Genomic DNA, 16,512 nt, shown 5'->3' with positions numbered 1-16,512 from the left:
CCATCGCTCCCCACATCGACGCAAGCCCTGATCGCCGACGTCGATGGACAGACCCAGACCGACCATAAGAATTTCAAAAACGGGTACACGCTATGATTCCTTCCCAAAGTTCCCGCCTGGCCCCTGGCCTGGGGGCCTCCACCGGCAGCGTCGGTGACAAGATCCGCGGCGCCATGGCCGTGGGCAAGACCCGTTGGGGCATGCTCGCCCTGGTGTTTTTCGCCACCACCCTGAACTACATCGACCGCGCCGCCCTCGGCGTCATGCAGCCGATCCTGGCCAAGGAAATGAGCTGGACGGCGATGGATTACGCCAACATCAACTTCTGGTTCCAGGTCGGTTATGCCGTCGGCTTCGTGTTGCAGGGGCGGCTGATCGACCGGATCGGCGTCAAGCGTGTGTTCTTCTGCGCGGTGCTGCTCTGGAGCCTGGCGACCGGCGCCCATGGCCTGGCGACGTCGGCGGTGGGCTTCATGGTCTGCCGCTTCATCCTCGGTCTCACCGAAGCCGCCAACTACCCGGCCTGCGTGAAGACCACCCGGCTGTGGTTCCCGGCGGGCGAACGGGCCGTGGCCACCGGCATTTTCAACGCCGGGACCAACGTTGGCGCGATGTTCACCCCGATGCTGCTGCCGCTGGTCCTGCACGTGTGGGGCTGGCAGGCCGCGTTCCTGTGCATGGCCGCCCTGGGCGGTATCTGGTTGCTGTTCTGGGGCCTGAAATACTTCAACCCCGAAGACCACCCCACCGTCAAACAGTCGGAGCTGGACTACATCCAGGCCCAGGATGAACCGGACCAGGTCCGCGTACCGTTCTCACGCATCCTGCGCATGCGCGGCACCTGGGCATTCGCCCTGGCCTACTCGATCACCGCGCCGGTGTTCTGGTTCTATCTCTATTGGTTGCCGCCGTTCCTGAACCAGCAATACAACCTGGGCATCAACGTGACCCAGATGGGCATCCCGCTGATCATCATCTACCTCACCGCCGACTTCGGCAGCGTGGGCGGCGGGATCCTGTCTTCGTTCCTGATCGGTCGCGGCCTCAATCCGATCAAGGCGCGGCTGGTGTCCATGCTGCTGTTCGCCTGCTGCATCATCGGCGTGATCATGGCCGCCGGCGCAAGCAACCTGTGGATGGCGGTGTTCGCCATTTCCCTGGCCATCGGCGCGCACCAGGCCTGGACCGCCAACATCTGGAGCCTGGTGATGGACTACACGCCCAAGCACATGATGAGTACGGTGTTCGGCTTCGGCGGCATGTGCGCGGCCATCGGCGGGATGTTCATGACCCAGTTGGTGGGCCACATCCTCACGATCACCAACAACAACTACACCGTGCTGTTCACTCTGATTCCGGCGATGTACTTCATTGCCCTGACCTGGCTGTACTTCATGGCGCCGCGCAAGGTGCCGACCCTGGAAAACTGATTCCAGTCAGCCCGGATCATTCATCCAACGGTGGGAGCCAAGCCACTGCTGTGGGAATGACTCTCTACTGTGGGAGCAAGGCTTGCCCGCGATACAGGCGCCTCGGTTCATCAAGGACCACATCGCCCTCATCGCGGGCAAGCCTTGCTCCCACAATCGATCCCTCCACAATCCGTGCTAAACCCGCCGCTGCTGCCACGCCGCCGCCAACCCACTCAAGCAGATCAGGGCGATGCCCACCACGGTGGTCAGCGTCGGCGTATGGCTGAAGAACAACCAGCCCAGCAGGCCGGCAAACACGATCTGGCAATACCCGAACGGCGCGAGCAGCGCCGGGGCGGCAAAGCGGAAGGCTTGGGTCAGCATCAGGTGCGCCGTCATCCCACAGGCACCCAGCGCCAGCATCATCACCCCATGCCACAGGCTCGGCACTTGCCAGAAGAACGGCACCAGCGCGCTCATCACCAAGGTGTTGCACAGGCCAGCAAAGAAATTACTGGTGGTCGGGCTGTCGATCTCGCTGAGCTTGCGCGTGAGCAGTTGGTAGAAACAGAAAAACAACGCCGAACAGAAGGGCAACAACACCGCCGGGGTGAACAGATCGCCACCGGGATGGACAATGATCAACACCCCGATAAAACCGAAGATCACCGCGATCCATTGACCGCGCGTCACGTGCTCCCCCAGCAACGGCACCGACAACGCGGTCACCAGCACGGGCGCGAGAAAGTTGACCGCCGTCGCCTCCGCCAGTGGGATGAACATCAATGCAGTGGTGAAAAACAGACTGGTGCCCAGCAGGCACAAAGCCCGGGCCAGTTGCCATAAAGGGCGCTTGGTACGCAGGACACGTAACCCAGAACGGGGCAGGAAAATACCCGCCATCAGCAATGTGTGCACCACATAGCGGGCCCACACCACCATGACGATCGGATAGAAACCCGAGAGATATTTTGCTAAAGCGTCATGACTGGAGAACAGGAACGTTGCGACCAGAATAAGCACGATGCCCTTGAAAGCCTGATTGACGCCGGAGAGCGGTGTGCTGACGGTCATGATGGAAACCTGCGTTGCTTGATGTAGGGGCCGTGACGCACGTTGCAGTTATTGGGCCAGCGAGCATGCCGATAAGTTCTGAATCCGAAGTGTAATGAAAATTCCGCAGCCAGGCAGGATTGGCTCATCGCTGAACCAAAACCCGTGTCCGTTGCCTGACAGCTCAAGCGCGGCGCGCACCTTGGGCGCCTAAAAGCTAGACTCACCGCCACAGCAGTCATTTCTAGCAGAGTCATTCAGAGGACTTCCCACATGTTATGGAAAAAAGGTCGCCGCAGTGACAACGTGGTGGACGCCCGTGGTGACGGTGGGGGCGGTGGCGGAATGCGTTTCGGTGGCGGCAAGGGATTGAGCCTGACCGCCATTCTCCTGATCGTCGGCATTGGCTGGATCACTGGCCAGGACCCGATGCAGATTCTCGGGCAACTGGCCGGGCAGATGGACCAGTCCGCACCTGCCACGTCACAAACCCGCCAGGCGCCACCGGCCAACGATGAACAGGCCGAGTTCGTGCGCTCGATCCTCGGCGATACCGAAGACACCTGGGGCCAGGTTTTCCAACAGGCCGGACGCCAGTACCAGCAACCCAAACTGGTGTTGTTCAGCGGTCGAGTCAACTCGGCCTGCGGCCTGGCCTCCTCGGCGACCGGTCCGTTCTATTGCCCGGCGGACCGCCAGGTCTACCTGGACATGAGCTTCTTCAAGGAAATGTCCCAACGCTTCGCCGCCGCTGGCGATTTCGCCCAGGCCTACGTCATTGCCCACGAAGTCGGCCACCACGTGCAAACGCTGCTGGGTGTATCGGCGAAGATCCAGGAAGCCCGCCAGCAAGGCCGGCAGATGGAAGGCGACGGCGGCTTGTTGGTACGCCAGGAGTTGCAGGCCGATTGCCTGGCCGGCGTCTGGGCCAACCATGCGCAAAAACGCCTGAACTGGCTGGAGCCGGGGGACATCGAGGAGGCCTTGACCGCCGCCAACGCCATCGGCGATGACCGCTTGCAGCAACAAGGCCAGGGCCGCGTAGTGCCGGACTCCTTCACCCACGGCACTTCGGCGCAGCGGGTGCGCTGGTTCAAGACCGGCTTCGCCCAGGGCCAGGTCAGCCAGTGCGACACGTTCGCGGCGAAAAACCTGTAGATGAAATGGCGCGCGTTGATCGGGCTGGTGCTGTGCTGCGCCGTTGCCCAGGCCGAGGAACACGGTGTCAACGTGGTCGCCCAAGGGCGCCTGCAACTCAAGGGCGGCGCCATGACCGTCGCCGTCAGCCCGCCCCCGGCGTCCATCCAGCGCGTGCTGATCATCCTCCATGGTCGGCTGCGCAATGCCGAGACCTACCTGCACAGCGCCGAAAAGGCCGCCGAGCAGGCGGGTCAATTGGCCACGACCCTGATCATCGCCCCGCAGTTTCTCAACGAACAGGACGTGGCCAGGCATCAATTGCCCAACGACCTTTTACGCTGGCACGGCAACGACTGGATGGCCGGTGGTTTATCCACAGGGCCGAATCCGGTCAGTTCCTTCCAAGTGCTCGATGACATCGTTGCGCGGGTCAGTGACCGGCAGCAGTTTCCCGAAGTGAAGGAGATCGTCATCGCCGGCCATTCCGGCGGCGCCCAGGTTGTGCAGCGCTATGCCCTGCTCGCCCAAGGCCAGTACCGGATCAACCCGCGGTTTGTCATCGCCAACCCGTCGTCCTATGCCTATTTCGATGGGCAACGGCCCATGGCATTCGACTCCGCCAGTTGCCCTGGTTTCAATCGCTGGAAATACGGCCTGCAGGACCTGCCCGCCTATGCCGCCGGACAGACGCCCGCCCGCCTGGAGGAGAACTACGTCAAACGCGACATCGTTTATCTGCTCGGGCAGCAGGACGTCGACCCGGAGCATCCGGCGCTGGACAAAGGTTGCGAGGCGCAGACCCAGGGGGCATATCGGTTACTGCGCGGGCATTTCTTTTTCGACTACCTGACCCGGCGTCATCCCGTGGGCCTGAACCAGCGGCTGATCGAAGTGCCGGGGGTTGGGCACGATGGGAGTGGAATGTTCAATTCGCCGGAGGGGTTGAAGGTGTTGTTTGGGCAGTGAGTTTTGTATCGGTTGGACGGGCTTCATCGCGAGCAAGCTCGCTCCCACAAAGTTTTCTGCATTCGCCGCATATCCACTGTGGGAGCGAGCTTGCTCGCGATAGCGGCTAGCCAGCCAATATTAATCTCAAGCCAAAAGCATCCGCCGCAACTCAACACAATCGCGCGCATGCCAGTCCGTCAGCTCCGGCCATGGATTGTCCGGCAGGTTCACCAACACCGTCCGCGCACCCGCTGCCCGGCCACAGTCCAGATCGAAGCGGTAGTCACCCACCATCACCAGCGTGTCCGGCGCCACGTTCCAGGCCTCGGCCAGTTTCAACAGGCCACCGGGATGCGGCTTGGGCGGTGCCTCGTCGCGGCCCAGCACATCCTCCACGGCGAAACAGTCCGCCAGGCCAATGGCCTCCAAGGTCACGTGGGCCAATTCGCGGGCGTTGCGGGTCAGGATCCCCAGGCGATCGCCGCGCCCGGCCAGTTCTCGCACCAACTCGACCGCGCCAGGCGCAGGCTTGGAACCCAGCGCCAGGTCCCGTTCGTGTTCCAGCAACCAGGCATGCTTGGCCGCCGCTTCCTCGGCGGGCAACCCTGCCAGATGAGTGAGGATGTCGTCTTCGGGCGGAATCGCCAGGGCCACGCGGATTGCCGCGAAGTCATGCACGGCAATGGTCAGCGTGCCATCCATGTCGAACACCCAATGACGAACCTCGGACAGGCTCATGCCCAGTCCTTGCGGTGGCGAATCAGGCCTTCCTGGGTGACCGAGGCCACCAGTTGCCCGGCGCGGTTGAACACGCTGCCCCGGGAGAATCCACGGGAATTGCCGGCCCACGGGCTGTCCATGGCGTAGAGCAACCAGTCATCGGCGCGCAGGTCGGCATGGAACCACAAGGCGTGATCGAGGCTGGCGACCTGCATATCCTTGTGCCACACCGATTTGCCATGGGGCAGCAGCGAAGTGGTCAGCAGGCCGAAGTCCGACGCGTAGGCCAGCAGGTATTTATGCAAGGCCGGCGAGTCCGCCAGGGCGCCATCGGCACGGAACCACACGTATTTCACCGGGTCGGCCGGTTGTGGGTTGTAAGGGTCTTTTTCGGTGACCGGGCGCACCTCGATCGGCTTGGGGCACAGCAGTTTTTCGCGCATGTGCTCGGGCAGCAGGTGCGCCCGCTGCTGGGTCAGTTCCAGCTCGGACGGCAGGTTTTCCGGCCCCACCACCTGGGGCATGGTGCTCTGGTGTTCAAAGCCCTCTTCGTCGTACTGGAATGACGCACTGCAGGTGAAAATCGGGTTGCCCTTCTGGATCGCCGTCACCCGGCGGGTGCTGAAGCTGCCCCCGTCACGCACCCGGTCCACCTGGTAGACCACCGGCAGCGCGGCATCGCCCGGACGCAGGAAATAACCGTGCATCGAATGCACATGGCGCGCCTCTTCCACGGTCTGGCTGGCCGCCGACAACGACTGGCCCAGCACCTGGCCGCCGAACAACTGGCGAAAGCCCAGATCCTGGCTGCGACCGCGAAACAGGTTCTCTTCGATCGGTTCCAGGGTCAGCAGGTCGACCAGATCTTCCAACACGTGGCTCATTCAGACTTTCCTCACACAGCGCAATGACCGCGCAGTCTACGCTGCGGCGGTGGATCGATTGTTGGCCCGGGCCATTTGGGCGGGCATTGTAAACGTCCGTGTCGGCTAACCGTGAAGGGTCTGCAACCACTGCTCACGATTGATGCGATAGAGCACATGGTGACGCAATGGATGACCGACGGCGAGTGTCGGGTGCTCGAAGTCATCCGCCGGGGCGTGCTGCATGCCAATGGCCTGCATGACCTTTTGCGAGGGCAGGTTATCGACGGCGGTGAACGCCACCACTTCGTCCAGCGTCAACTGGTCGAAGGCACAACGCAGGGCGGTCCACGCCGCTTCGCTGGCATACCCCAGGCCCCAGTGCTCCCGGGCCAGGCGCCAGCCGATTTCGATGGCCGGCGTGAACGGCGCGTCGAACCCGACCACACCGAGCCCGGTAAAGCCGATGAAGTCCCCGGTGTCCTTGCGTTCCAGCGCCCACAAACCAAAACCATGCTCGGCGAAATGCCCCCGCACGCGGCCGATCAGGGCGGCGCTTTCCAGGCGGCTCAGGCGTTCCGGGAAATAACGCATCACCTGCGGGTCGGCGCACATGGCGGCAAATTCCGGCAAGTCATCATCGCGCCACTGCCGCAAGAGCAACCGTGCGCTTTCCAGTTCCAGTATCGGCTCCATCTTCACTCCCTTTCCATGCTCCAGAGTCTACATCGCTGGTAGGATCCGTCACTCAATCACTACTGAAAACACCATGTCACTGCCGCTGATCTATCACGAAGACTACAGCCCCGAATTCCCGGCGGAACACCGTTTCCCCATGGACAAGTTTCGCCTGCTACGCGATCACCTGGTGGACAGCGGCCTGACCCGTGACGCGGACCTGTTGCGTCCGGCGCTGTGTCCGCCGGACATCCTCGCCCTGGCCCACGACCGTGCCTATATCGAACGCTACATGGGCGGCGAGTTGTCCCGCGAAGACCAACGGCGACTTGGCCTGCCCTGGAGCGAGGCCCTGGCCCGCCGAACGGTGCGCGCCGTGGGCGGCTCGCTGCTGGCCGCCGAACAAGCCCTTGAACACGGACTGGCCTGTCACTTGGCCGGCGGCACCCATCACGCCCACTACGACCACCCGGCCGGGTTCTGCATTTTCAACGACCTGGCGGTGATCAGCCGTTATTTCCTGGCCAGCGGTCGGGTTTCACGGGTGCTGATTTTCGATTGCGATGTGCATCAGGGCGACGGCACCGCCCGAATACTCCATGACACCCCGGACGCCGTGACAGTTTCCTTGCACTGCGAAAAGAATTTTCCCGCACGCAAGGCGCACAGCGATTGGGACATTCCCCTGCCGATGGGCATGGAGGACGCCGCCTACCTGAAGGTGGTGGACGACGCGCTCAACTACCTGCTGCCGCTCTACCAGCCGGATCTGGTGCTGTATGACGCCGGCGTCGACGTGCACAAGGACGACGCCCTCGGTTACCTGAAACTGACCGACGAAGGCCTCGCCGCCCGGGACGAGAGCGTCATGCGCCATTGCCTGGGCCGCGACATCCCGGTGGTCGGCGTGATCGGCGGTGGCTACAGCAAGGACCGTCAGGCCCTGGCTCGCCGCCACGGGATCCTGCACCACAGCGCACAAAGGGTCTGGACGTCATCAGGTTGTCACTGAAACCTGGGCTTTACCCACAATGCCTGTGGAGCGGCCTGTGGATAACCTGAGCGAAACGGCCTACAGGCTATATTGCCTATAGCTTGCAGGGGCTTGGCTGTTTTTTGATCAGAGTTCTCAACAACACCTACCGACCCAGTTGTGGGAGCGAGCTTGCTCGCGAAAGCGAAGGGTCCGCTACATCAATGCCGCTGACACACCGCTATCGCGAGCAAGCTCGCTCCCACCGGGATCTGTGCTGGTAGAATGCCCCGCCTACCCCAGCCCCCACAGTTCAAATCATGACCTCGACCGCCAAGCCCTCCCCCTCAGACATCGCCATCATCGGCGGCGGCCCCGCTGGCCTGATGGCGGCCGAGGTGTTGAGCCAGGCCGGCCTGCGAGTCGACCTGTACGACGGCATGCCATCGGTGGGCAGGAAATTCCTGCTGGCCGGCGTGGGCGGCATGAACATCACCCACTCCGAAGCCTTTCCGGCTTTCCTGTCCCGCTACGCCGAACGCGCGCCAAACCTCGCGCCGCTGTTGCGGGCATTCGGGGCGGATGAGTTATGCACATGGATCCACGGGCTGGGCATCGACACCTTTGTCGGCAGCTCCGGGCGGGTATTTCCTACCGACATGAAGGCCGCCCCGCTGTTGCGCGCCTGGCTCAAGCGCCTGCGCGATGCTGGCGTGGTGATCCACACGCGTCATCGCTGGCTCGGCTGGAACCCGGATGGCAGCTTGCGCATCGCCTCCCCGGAAGGCGACAAAACCCTGCACCCCAAGGCCACCTTGCTGGCGTTGGGCGGCGGCAGTTGGTCGCGCCTGGGATCCGACGGCGCCTGGATGCTACCGCTGGAACAACGCGGCGTAGCCCTGGCGCCACTGCAACCCAGCAACTGCGGGTTCGAGGTAGCGGCCTGGAGCGACCTGATGATCAGCAAATTCGCTGGCGCCCCACTCAAGAACATCGCCATGGGAATGAACGACGATGTACCGCGCCTCGGCGAATGCGTGCTCACCGCCACCGGCCTCGAAGGCAGCCTGGTCTATGCCCTGTCGGCAGCGATTCGCGAAGCCATCAACCAATACGGCAGCGCGACCATTCATCTGGACCTGTTGCCGGGCCGGCCTGTGGATAAAATCCTCCAGGCCCTGAACAAGCCACGGGGCTCACGCTCGATGGCCAAGCACTTGCACAGCCAGTTGGGGATCGACGGCGTCAAGGCGGCGCTGTTGCGCGAGCTCACGCCGGCCGAGTGTTTCACCGACCCGGCGCGGCTGGCCCAGGCCATCAAGACCTTGCCGGTCACCCTGGTGAAGCCCCGCCCCTTGGACGAAGCCATCAGCAGTGCCGGTGGCGTGACGTTCGAAGCCCTGGATGAACGCCTGATGCTCAAGCAAGTGCCCGGGGTTTTCTGCGCCGGGGAAATGCTCGACTGGGAAGCGCCGACCGGCGGCTACCTGCTCACGGCATGCTTTGCCAGTGGCCGGACAGCGGGGTTGGGAATGCTGGAGTGGCTACAGCGCCAGGGTTGAAGACCAAGGCGCGCCTATCGCGAGCAAGCTCGCGCCCACATTTACCGCAATCCTTCTGACAGAACCCGATCAACTGTGGGAGCGAGCTTGCTCGCGATAGCGGTTTATCAGACCTGACAGGCCATCAAGGCTTACGCTTACGCGGCCCGGTATTGAACACCGGCACTTTGCGCACAGGCTTGACCGAAGGCTCCACCGGCGCAGCGTCGCCACTGTCCACCCACTTGCCCAGGTTGCGCTTGCCGCCACCACCGGAGGTTTTCGGTTTCTTCGGCTTTTTCGGCTTCTTGATCACCTGGCCGCTGGCATCGGTGTCCGGCACGCGGTGCTCAGGCTCGAAGTCTTGTTCCATCTGGCGAGGCAACGTCTGACGGGTCAACATCTCGATGGCTGACAGCAGATTCACTTCATCGGCGCAGACCAGGGAAATTGCCTGCCCTGTAGCGCCCGCCCGGCCGGTACGGCCGATGCGATGGATGTAGTCCTCGGCCACGATCGGCAGGTCGAAGTTCACCACCAACGGCAAATCCTCGATGTCCAAGCCACGGGCGGCGACGTCGGTGGCGACCAGGATCTGCACCTCGCTGGCCTTGAAGCGGTCCAGCGCACGTTGGCGGGTGGCCTGGGGCTTGTCACCGTGGATACCGTCGGCGTTGACGCCCAGGCCCTGGAGCTTCTCCACCAGCGCATCGACGCCGTTGCGGGTCTTGGCGAATACCAGTACCTGTTTCCACTTGTGCTTGCGCATCAGGTGCACGAACAATTCCGGCTTGCGCTTCTTGTCCACCGTCACCACCCATTGCTTGACGGTGTTGGCAGCCACGTTGCGCGGGCTCACTTCAATGCTTAGCGGATCATTGAGCATCTGCCCGGCCAGCAAGCGGATCGCATCGGAAAAGGTCGCCGAGAACAACAGGGTCTGGCGTTTCTTCGGCAGGGCCTTGTAGATATTCGCCAGTTCCTCGGAGAAACCCAGGTCGAGCATGCGGTCGGCTTCGTCCAACACCAACGTCTGCAGTTGATTGAACTTCAGCGCATTCTGGCGGAACAGATCGAGCAAGCGCCCCGGCGTGGCGACCAGCAGGTCGACGCCTTTGCGCAGCTTCATCATCTGCGGGTTGATGCTGACACCGCCGTACACCGCGTAGGTGCTCAACGGCAGGTTTTGCGCGTACTGACGCACGCTTTCATGGACCTGCTCAGCCAATTCACGGGTCGGCACCAGGATCAGCGCCCGCACCGAATTGGCCGCGACCTTCGGCCCTTCGGTGGTCAGCAACTGCAACAGCGGCACCGCAAAGCCGGCAGTCTTGCCGGTACCGGTCTGGGCCGCGGCCATCAGGTCGCGACCGGCGAGCACTGCCGGCATGGCTTGGGCCTGAACCGGAGTCGGGGTCTGGTAGCCGAGCGTCTCGAGGGCGCGCAGCAAGGGTTCGATCAGGCCAAGGGTGGCGAAAGTCATGGAAATACCGTAGGAAAAATCAGCGCAAGGTGTGCAATGCGCGGCAGTTTACCCTAAATCAGGAGACGGCCGGCGCAGGCTTGGGTTTGCGCCACTGCGGCAAACCGATCAACACCACCGCACTGATGATCACCAACATCGCCAAGGCCTCCTCGATGCCGATGGTTTCACCGGCGAATACGATGCCCAGCAACACCGCCACGGCCGGGTTGACGTAGGCATAGCTGGTGGCCGCCGCCGGACGCACATGCTTGAGCAGGTACATGTAGGCGTTGAAGGCGATGATCGAACCGAAGAAGGTCAGGTACGCCAGCGCGAACCAGCCTTCCAGCGGCGGCATGCTGTCCAGGTGTTCACCGCTGGCCACGCTGCCGATCAACAGCACCACACCGCCCACCAACATTTCCACAGCGCTGGCCATTGCCCCGGCCGGCAGCGGCAGGTGCTTGCTGAGCACCGAGCCGAAGGCCCAGGAGGCCGCGGCGAACACCAGCAGGGTCGCCCCCAACGGGCTGGATTGCAGGTTGGAACCGAGGTTGAGCATGGCGATGCCGATCAACCCCAGCACAATCCCCGCCCATTCCAGACGGGTATTACGCGCGCCCCAGAAATATCCGCACAGCAGGGTAAACAAAGGCACCGTCGCCACCGCCAACGCCGCGACCCCGGACGCCACGCCCGTGTGCTCGGCCACACTGACCGCACCGTTACCGAAACTGAGCAACAACACGCCAATGATGGCCCCGGCCTTCCATTGCGCCCAGGTCGGCGCCGGCGCCCCGCGCCAGCGCAGGAAGCCGTACATCAGCGAACCGGCCAGCACAAAACGAATCCCGGCCAGCAACAGCGGCGGCCAATGCTCCACACCGATGCGAATCACCAGGTAGGTCGAACCCCAGATGACGTACAAGGCAAAGAAGGCAGCGATCAATGGCAGGGGGAAACGGCGTGGGCCAGGCATGTTCAGCTCGAAGTCAGGACAATGAGAGACGCTATTCTAGAAAGGCGATAGACGGAAATTAAGCTACAAAACCTGTTTATCCAGGCCATACACTTTTCAAAACACGGCGATCAGCGCTATAAATCGCGCTTTCGAAAGTCGCACCGACAGGAAGCCAAACCGTGGATAAATACGACCGCATGTTGCTCAGTGCTCTGTTGGACAACGGTCGTGCGTCCTACGCCGAACTGGCCCGCAAAGTGAACCTGTCAGCCCCCGCCGTGGCCGAACGGGTCAGCAAACTGGAAGCCAGCGGTGTCATCACCGGTTATCAAGCCAAAGTCGACATGGCGAAGATCGGCCTGCCGGTGCAATGCGTCATCGAACTGCGAATGAACCAGCACGGCAACCAGAAGACCTACGACGAACTGTGCAAGATCCCACAACTGACCGAATGCCACCGGGTCACCGGGGATCCGTGCGTGATCATGCAAGCGGCGGTTGGCTCGATGCCCGAACTGGAAGAGCTGATCAACCGCATTGCCAAGTTCGGTTTCAGCAAGACGTCGATCGTGCTGTCCAGCGCCATTGAAAAGCGCGTGCCGTTGGGGCAGTTGGAAGGCCATGGGAAATAACACTGATCAACTGTGGGAGCGAGCTTGCTCGCGATGGCGGAGTGTCAGTCACAAAGCGGCTGACTGATCCGACGCTATCGCGAGCGAGCTCGCTCCCACAGTTGTCCCAGCGGTGTGTTTAGAACCCGCGATGGCGCTTGAGATGCTCGTTGATCTTCGCCGCCGGCACTTTCTGCAAACTGCACAGCAAATCATGGGACAACTCCCGCAACCCATGCTTTTGCCGCAGTTGCGAAGCCAGGTGCGCGGTGAGGTTGGCGGCCATTTCGGCGTCGGCCATGGCCCGGTGAGCCTGGCCGGTGTGGGGCAAGCCGGCGAACGCATTGAGCGTGCCGAGCTTGTGGTTCGGCGCCGCCGGCATCAGGCGCCGGGCCAGCAACAGTGAGCAGGCAAAATTCTGCAAGCGGGTGCGTTTGATACGTCCCAGCTCGAAATCCCAGAACTTCTGGTCGAACGCGGCGTTGTGGGCCAGCAGTGGCGTGATGCCGACGAACTCGTTGACCTCGTTCATGACCTTTTCCGCCGAGGGTGCGCTGCGCAGCATGGCGTTGCTGATGCCGGTCAGTTGCTCGATAAACGCAGGGACGCGCACACCGGCATTCATCAGGCTCTGGTAGCGGTCGACGATCCGGCCTTGCTCGAGCATCACCACTGCGATTTCAGTGGCCCGGCAACTGCTGCTCGGGGTGATCCCGGTGGTTTCAAAGTCGATGACTGCGATGCGTTCCAAACCTTTTGAACTCCGTGAAAATCAATTCTTGAGCAACAACGCGCCTTCGATGGGCACATAGCGACTGGCGGCGCGGATCAGCGAGTTGGCGGTCAACCCCGGCACGCCATAGGCCACGGCTTGCACACCGTGCTTCTGGATGATGCGTTCGAGCAACATGTCGAAATCGCCATCGCCGGAGGCCAGCACCACTTCATCGACGTGGTCGGCGGCGTCCATGATGTCCAGCGTGATGCCCACGTCCCAGTCGCCCTTGGCCGAGCCGTCGCTGCGCTGGATGTAGGGCTTGAGCTTCACGACGAAACCCAGGTTGCGCAGGATCTGCTGGAATTGTTGCTGCTTGCTGTCACCGCGATCGATCGCATAGGCGTAGGCCTCGACGATCTGCCCCTGCTTGCTGACATCGGCCCACAGCGCGGCGTAGTTGAAATGGCAACCGTAAGCCTGGCGCACGGTGTAGTAGAGGTTCTGGACATCGGCGAACACTGCAATTTTTTTCACCGCGTTTCCTCTTGGATGCACACGTACGCAGCCCACCAGGGCCGAAAAGTCGCCCAGTATGCCAGCCAGAAGGATTGTTCCGCGAATAATCGACCCGAGGCGCCAGGGCGCCCCGGACGAATGGCAGGTCAGACGAAAGAGTCGTCGTCGCCGAAGGAAGATGAATCGTCACTGTAATCCGCGTCGCTGAACCCGCCCTGGTCGTTGCCGTAGGTGTCGTTGTCGGCCACGCGCGAGTCATCGCCCCAACCGTTGCCTGCGGTGTCGTTGACCGGTTGCGCCGGTTCTTCCTTGATGACCTCGACGATCTCCTGCGGTTGCTGATTGCTGTGGAACAGGCTGCTGATGCCTTGGGCCAGCATCACGCCGCCCGCCACGCCCGCCGCGGTTTTCAGGGCGCCGCCGAGGAAGCTGCCCGCTGCCGGGGCCTGTTGCTGCGGTGCGCCATAATTGCCGGGCGGCGCGCCGAAGCCCTGTTGGGCCGGGGCATTGAAGGACGGTTGCGCCGGTTCGCGCCAACCGCCACCGCTGGCGGCCGGCGCGCTCGCCGGGCGCGAATCCCGCGGGCTGCCGCCGAAAATACTCGAGAGGAAACCACCGCCACCGCTGGGTGCCGGCGCTTGCTTGCGCGCTTGTTGCAGCTCGGCCTGCAATTGCTCGACCTGCTGGGCGAGTTGCCTGTTCTGCTCATCGAGGCGCTTGATCGCGGCCTCCTGCACCAGGATCGCCTGGGCCATGAAATAGCCCGCCGCTGGCTGGCTCGCCAGGTGCTCCTTGATCCGCGCCTCGGCCTGGGCGTCGCGCGGGGCTGAATCCTTTTCGGCCTGTTGCAGCCGTGAAAACAGTCCATCGATCAGGGTTTGTTCTTCGTTGTTCATGGCGACCTCATTCGATTGCCGGGTAGAAACCATTCCGATCCCGAAGACCGGTGCCCATCAGTAATGGGGCTCGCCGGAAAGCTTTCAATGGTCTTTACCTGATGTTTACGTTTGCTTGTGCGGGCGCCTGATCGGTTAAAGTGTCGGACCGCTTTTTCAACTGCGATACCGACCCATGAATCCGTTTGACGTGCTGCGCGACTCTTTGTATTTCTTCAAGCGCCATCTGGGCCGGATCGCCCAACTGTGCCTGCCACTGGTGATACTCGAGGCCCTGCTGCAGCAAGGCGTGGACAGCGCCCTCGGCCCCGACGGTTTTCCCGGCTACAGCGTGATCGTCGGGCTGCTGGTGTACCCCTTGTACACCGCCGCGCTGATCCTGTTTCTCGACGCCCGCAGCCGCGGTGAAGCACCACGCACGCGGGACCTGCTCGCAACGGCCCTCACGCTGTGGCCACGCTTTGCCTTGCTGACGGCCCTCAACACGTTGTTGATCCTGGTGGGGCTGTCGTTGTACTTCCTGCCGGGCCTGTGGCTGATGGTGACCCTGGCCTTCGGCGAATACCTGTTGGTCCTCAGGGGCCTGGCTCCCCTGGCGGCGATGAAGGAAAGCCTGAACCTGTCCCGCGGCAACTTCTGGCGGATCCTGCTGTGCATTCTCGCGGTGATGGGCCCACTGTGGCTGCTCAAGGGCGCCAGCGTCTCGGTGTATCCGTCACCCCAGAACCCCGCGGTCAGTTTGCTGATCGACAGCGTCCACAGCTTCCTGCAACTGTTCACCACCGTGGTGCTGTTCCGCCTGTTCATGCTGATCGAGGCCAGGCCCGAGCGCCGCTGATCGCACACGGCGACAGCCCTGGGCTTGGGCTTGAGAACCGCTCTCGGTTATGCTCGGGAGCACTTTTGCGTTTCGCCCATAAGCCGAGCCATGACCCGTCTACTGCGCCACACCTTGCTGGGCCTGCTGTTGATCCTCAGCCTGGCCGCCCTGTCGATCTACGGCCTGACCTGGCGGCCAGAGCCCCGGGAAAGCGTGCCGGTCAGTTGCACCGCCAATGCAGCCGCGCTGGCACCCGGCCAAGCCTTGAAGGTGATGACCTGGAACGTCCAGTTCCTCGCCGGCAAGCGCTACGTGTTCTGGCACGACCTGGCCCAGGGCGACGATGAAAGCCCGACCCTGGAAGACATGGCCTTCAGTCTCGACGAAGTGGCCCGGGTCATCCGCGACGAGCAACCGGACATCGTGTTGCTCCAGGAACTGGACAAGGGCGCCAAGGCCAGCGATTACCAGGACCAGCTCAAGCTACTGCAGGAACGCCTCGCCGACCTCTATCCGTGCGGCACCAGCGCCTTCGACTGGAAAGCCGACTTCATCCCCGACCCGCACATCTTCGGCAGCGTCGGCCGGCAACTGGCGACCCTGAGTCGCTACCGCATCGACCATGCCGAACGGGTGCAACTGCCGGTGGCCGACACCAACGTCATCAGCCGTCAGTTCCAGCCGAAAAATGCCTTGTTGGTGAGCTATCTGTCACTGAGCGACGGCAGCCAGCTGGCGGTGCTCAACACGCACCTGGAACGGGCCACTGAACCGGACGAAACCCTGCCCAGACAAATCACCGCCGTGACCCAGGCACTGGATAAGTTCGAATCCGCAGGCACGCCCTGGCTGATCGGCGGCGACTTCAACCTGCTGCCCCTGGGCCAGTACCGACGCCTGCCGTCCGAGCAACGCACGCCCTACTCCGCCGACAGCCCGCTGCACCTGCTGTGGGACAAGTACCCGATGATTCCCACCAACAACGAAGCCAGCGGCATCGACCGCGAGCACTGGCTGACCCACTACCCGAACGACCCCGGCCTCAACGGCCCCGACCGCACCGTTGACTACCTGTTCTACAGCCCCCGGATCAAACGGGTTGAAGCCCAGGTGCGCCAGGACGACACCTTGCGCATCTCCGACCATTTACCGGTGATTGCGCGTTTTTTGTTGCCAGCCATGCCTTGAAAGGAATCT

17 protein-coding genes are annotated in these 16,512 nt (G+C 62.6%); 8 read left to right on the top strand and 9 right to left on the bottom strand.

The genetic code is table 11. From position 1 onward, the window contains the following. Positions 1-92 precede the first annotated feature (92 nt). On the top strand, positions 93-1,430 hold the full coding sequence (locus AO356_RS15595) for an MFS transporter (RefSeq protein WP_060740518.1): 1,338 nt from the start codon (positions 93-95) through the stop codon (positions 1,428-1,430). 177 nt (positions 1,431-1,607) lie between these two features. On the opposite strand, the gene AO356_RS15590 is transcribed toward AO356_RS15595, so the two are convergent. Beyond that, entirely contained in the window at positions 1,608-2,486 is an 879-nt protein-coding gene (locus AO356_RS15590; RefSeq protein WP_060740517.1) for a DMT family transporter, read from the bottom strand. 252 nt (positions 2,487-2,738) lie between these two features. On the opposite strand from AO356_RS15590, the gene AO356_RS15585 reads away from it, so the two are divergent. Together AO356_RS15585 and AO356_RS15580 are read left to right on the top strand one after the other, a co-directional pair. Then, complete coding sequence (locus AO356_RS15585) at positions 2,739-3,623, top strand: neutral zinc metallopeptidase (protein ID WP_060740516.1); 885 nt, start codon at positions 2,739-2,741, stop codon at positions 3,621-3,623. Next, positions 3,624-4,571 carry a hypothetical protein gene (locus AO356_RS15580; protein ID WP_060740515.1) on the top strand — a complete coding sequence of 316 codons (948 nt, stop codon included), beginning with the start codon at positions 3,624-3,626 and terminating at the stop codon, positions 4,569-4,571. Between the two features lie 126 nt (positions 4,572-4,697). On the opposite strand, the gene AO356_RS15575 is transcribed toward AO356_RS15580, so the two are convergent. From AO356_RS15575 to AO356_RS15565, 3 genes are all read right to left on the bottom strand, one after another. Next, entirely contained in the window at positions 4,698-5,291 is a 594-nt protein-coding gene (locus tag AO356_RS15575; protein ID WP_060740514.1) for an HAD family hydrolase, read from the bottom strand. Next, a complete protein-coding gene (gene tesB, locus AO356_RS15570) occupies positions 5,288-6,157 on the bottom strand; it encodes an acyl-CoA thioesterase II (protein WP_060740513.1) in 870 nt (289 codons plus the stop codon). The genes AO356_RS15575 and tesB overlap by 4 nt, the downstream gene beginning before the upstream one ends. Positions 6,158-6,262: 105 nt before the next feature. Next, positions 6,263-6,832, bottom strand: coding sequence for a GNAT family N-acetyltransferase (locus tag AO356_RS15565; protein WP_060740512.1), 570 nt, complete (start codon positions 6,830-6,832; stop codon positions 6,263-6,265). Positions 6,833-6,905: 73 nt separating this feature from the next. Between AO356_RS15565 and AO356_RS15560 the strand changes: the two genes are divergently transcribed. Further along, on the top strand, positions 6,906-7,826 hold the full coding sequence (locus AO356_RS15560) for a histone deacetylase (protein ID WP_060740511.1): 921 nt from the start codon (positions 6,906-6,908) through the stop codon (positions 7,824-7,826). 281 nt (positions 7,827-8,107) lie between these two features. After that, a complete protein-coding gene (locus AO356_RS15555; protein WP_060740510.1) occupies positions 8,108-9,349 on the top strand; it encodes a TIGR03862 family flavoprotein in 1,242 nt (413 codons plus the stop codon). Between the two features lie 124 nt (positions 9,350-9,473). Here the strand turns inward: AO356_RS15555 and AO356_RS15550 are convergent, their stop codons facing one another. Then, the gene (locus AO356_RS15550; RefSeq protein ID WP_060740509.1) at positions 9,474-10,811 is read right to left on the bottom strand and encodes a DEAD/DEAH box helicase; all 1,338 of its coding nucleotides are present in this window, start codon (positions 10,809-10,811) and stop codon (positions 9,474-9,476) included. A 58-nt stretch (positions 10,812-10,869) separates the two neighbouring features. Next, positions 10,870-11,772, bottom strand: a complete 903-nt coding sequence (gene yedA, locus AO356_RS15545; protein WP_060740508.1) for a drug/metabolite exporter YedA — start codon at positions 11,770-11,772, stop codon at positions 10,870-10,872. A 161-nt stretch (positions 11,773-11,933) separates the two neighbouring features. Between yedA and AO356_RS15540 the strand changes: the two genes are divergently transcribed. Then, a complete protein-coding gene (locus tag AO356_RS15540; protein WP_060740507.1) occupies positions 11,934-12,386 on the top strand; it encodes an Lrp/AsnC family transcriptional regulator in 453 nt (150 codons plus the stop codon). A gap of 118 nt (positions 12,387-12,504) precedes the next feature. Here the strand turns inward: AO356_RS15540 and AO356_RS15535 are convergent, their stop codons facing one another. The 3 genes from AO356_RS15535 to AO356_RS15525 form a co-directional block, all read right to left on the bottom strand. Beyond that, complete coding sequence (locus AO356_RS15535) at positions 12,505-13,116, bottom strand: PolC-type DNA polymerase III (protein WP_057451857.1); 612 nt, start codon at positions 13,114-13,116, stop codon at positions 12,505-12,507. A gap of 21 nt (positions 13,117-13,137) precedes the next feature. Beyond that, positions 13,138-13,617, bottom strand: a complete 480-nt coding sequence (locus tag AO356_RS15530) for an NYN domain-containing protein (protein WP_053182045.1) — start codon at positions 13,615-13,617, stop codon at positions 13,138-13,140. 128 nt (positions 13,618-13,745) lie between these two features. Further along, on the bottom strand, positions 13,746-14,495 hold the full coding sequence (locus AO356_RS15525; RefSeq protein ID WP_060740506.1) for a DUF2076 domain-containing protein: 750 nt from the start codon (positions 14,493-14,495) through the stop codon (positions 13,746-13,748). A gap of 175 nt (positions 14,496-14,670) precedes the next feature. On the opposite strand from AO356_RS15525, the gene AO356_RS15520 reads away from it, so the two are divergent. Together AO356_RS15520 and AO356_RS15515 are read left to right on the top strand one after the other, a co-directional pair. Next, positions 14,671-15,333 carry a YciC family protein gene (locus AO356_RS15520; protein ID WP_060740505.1) on the top strand — a complete coding sequence of 221 codons (663 nt, stop codon included), beginning with the start codon at positions 14,671-14,673 and terminating at the stop codon, positions 15,331-15,333. Between the two features lie 90 nt (positions 15,334-15,423). Then, positions 15,424-16,503, top strand: coding sequence for an endonuclease/exonuclease/phosphatase family protein (locus tag AO356_RS15515; RefSeq protein WP_060740504.1), 1,080 nt, complete (start codon positions 15,424-15,426; stop codon positions 16,501-16,503). Positions 16,504-16,512 lie beyond the last annotated feature (9 nt).

The organism is Pseudomonas fluorescens, from assembly GCF_001307275.1.
Classification (GTDB): Bacteria; Pseudomonadota; Gammaproteobacteria; order Pseudomonadales; family Pseudomonadaceae; genus Aquipseudomonas; species Aquipseudomonas fluorescens_AA.
The sequence above is the reverse complement of the archived record's forward strand: the minus strand, read 5'-3'. Positions and strand labels throughout refer to the sequence as shown.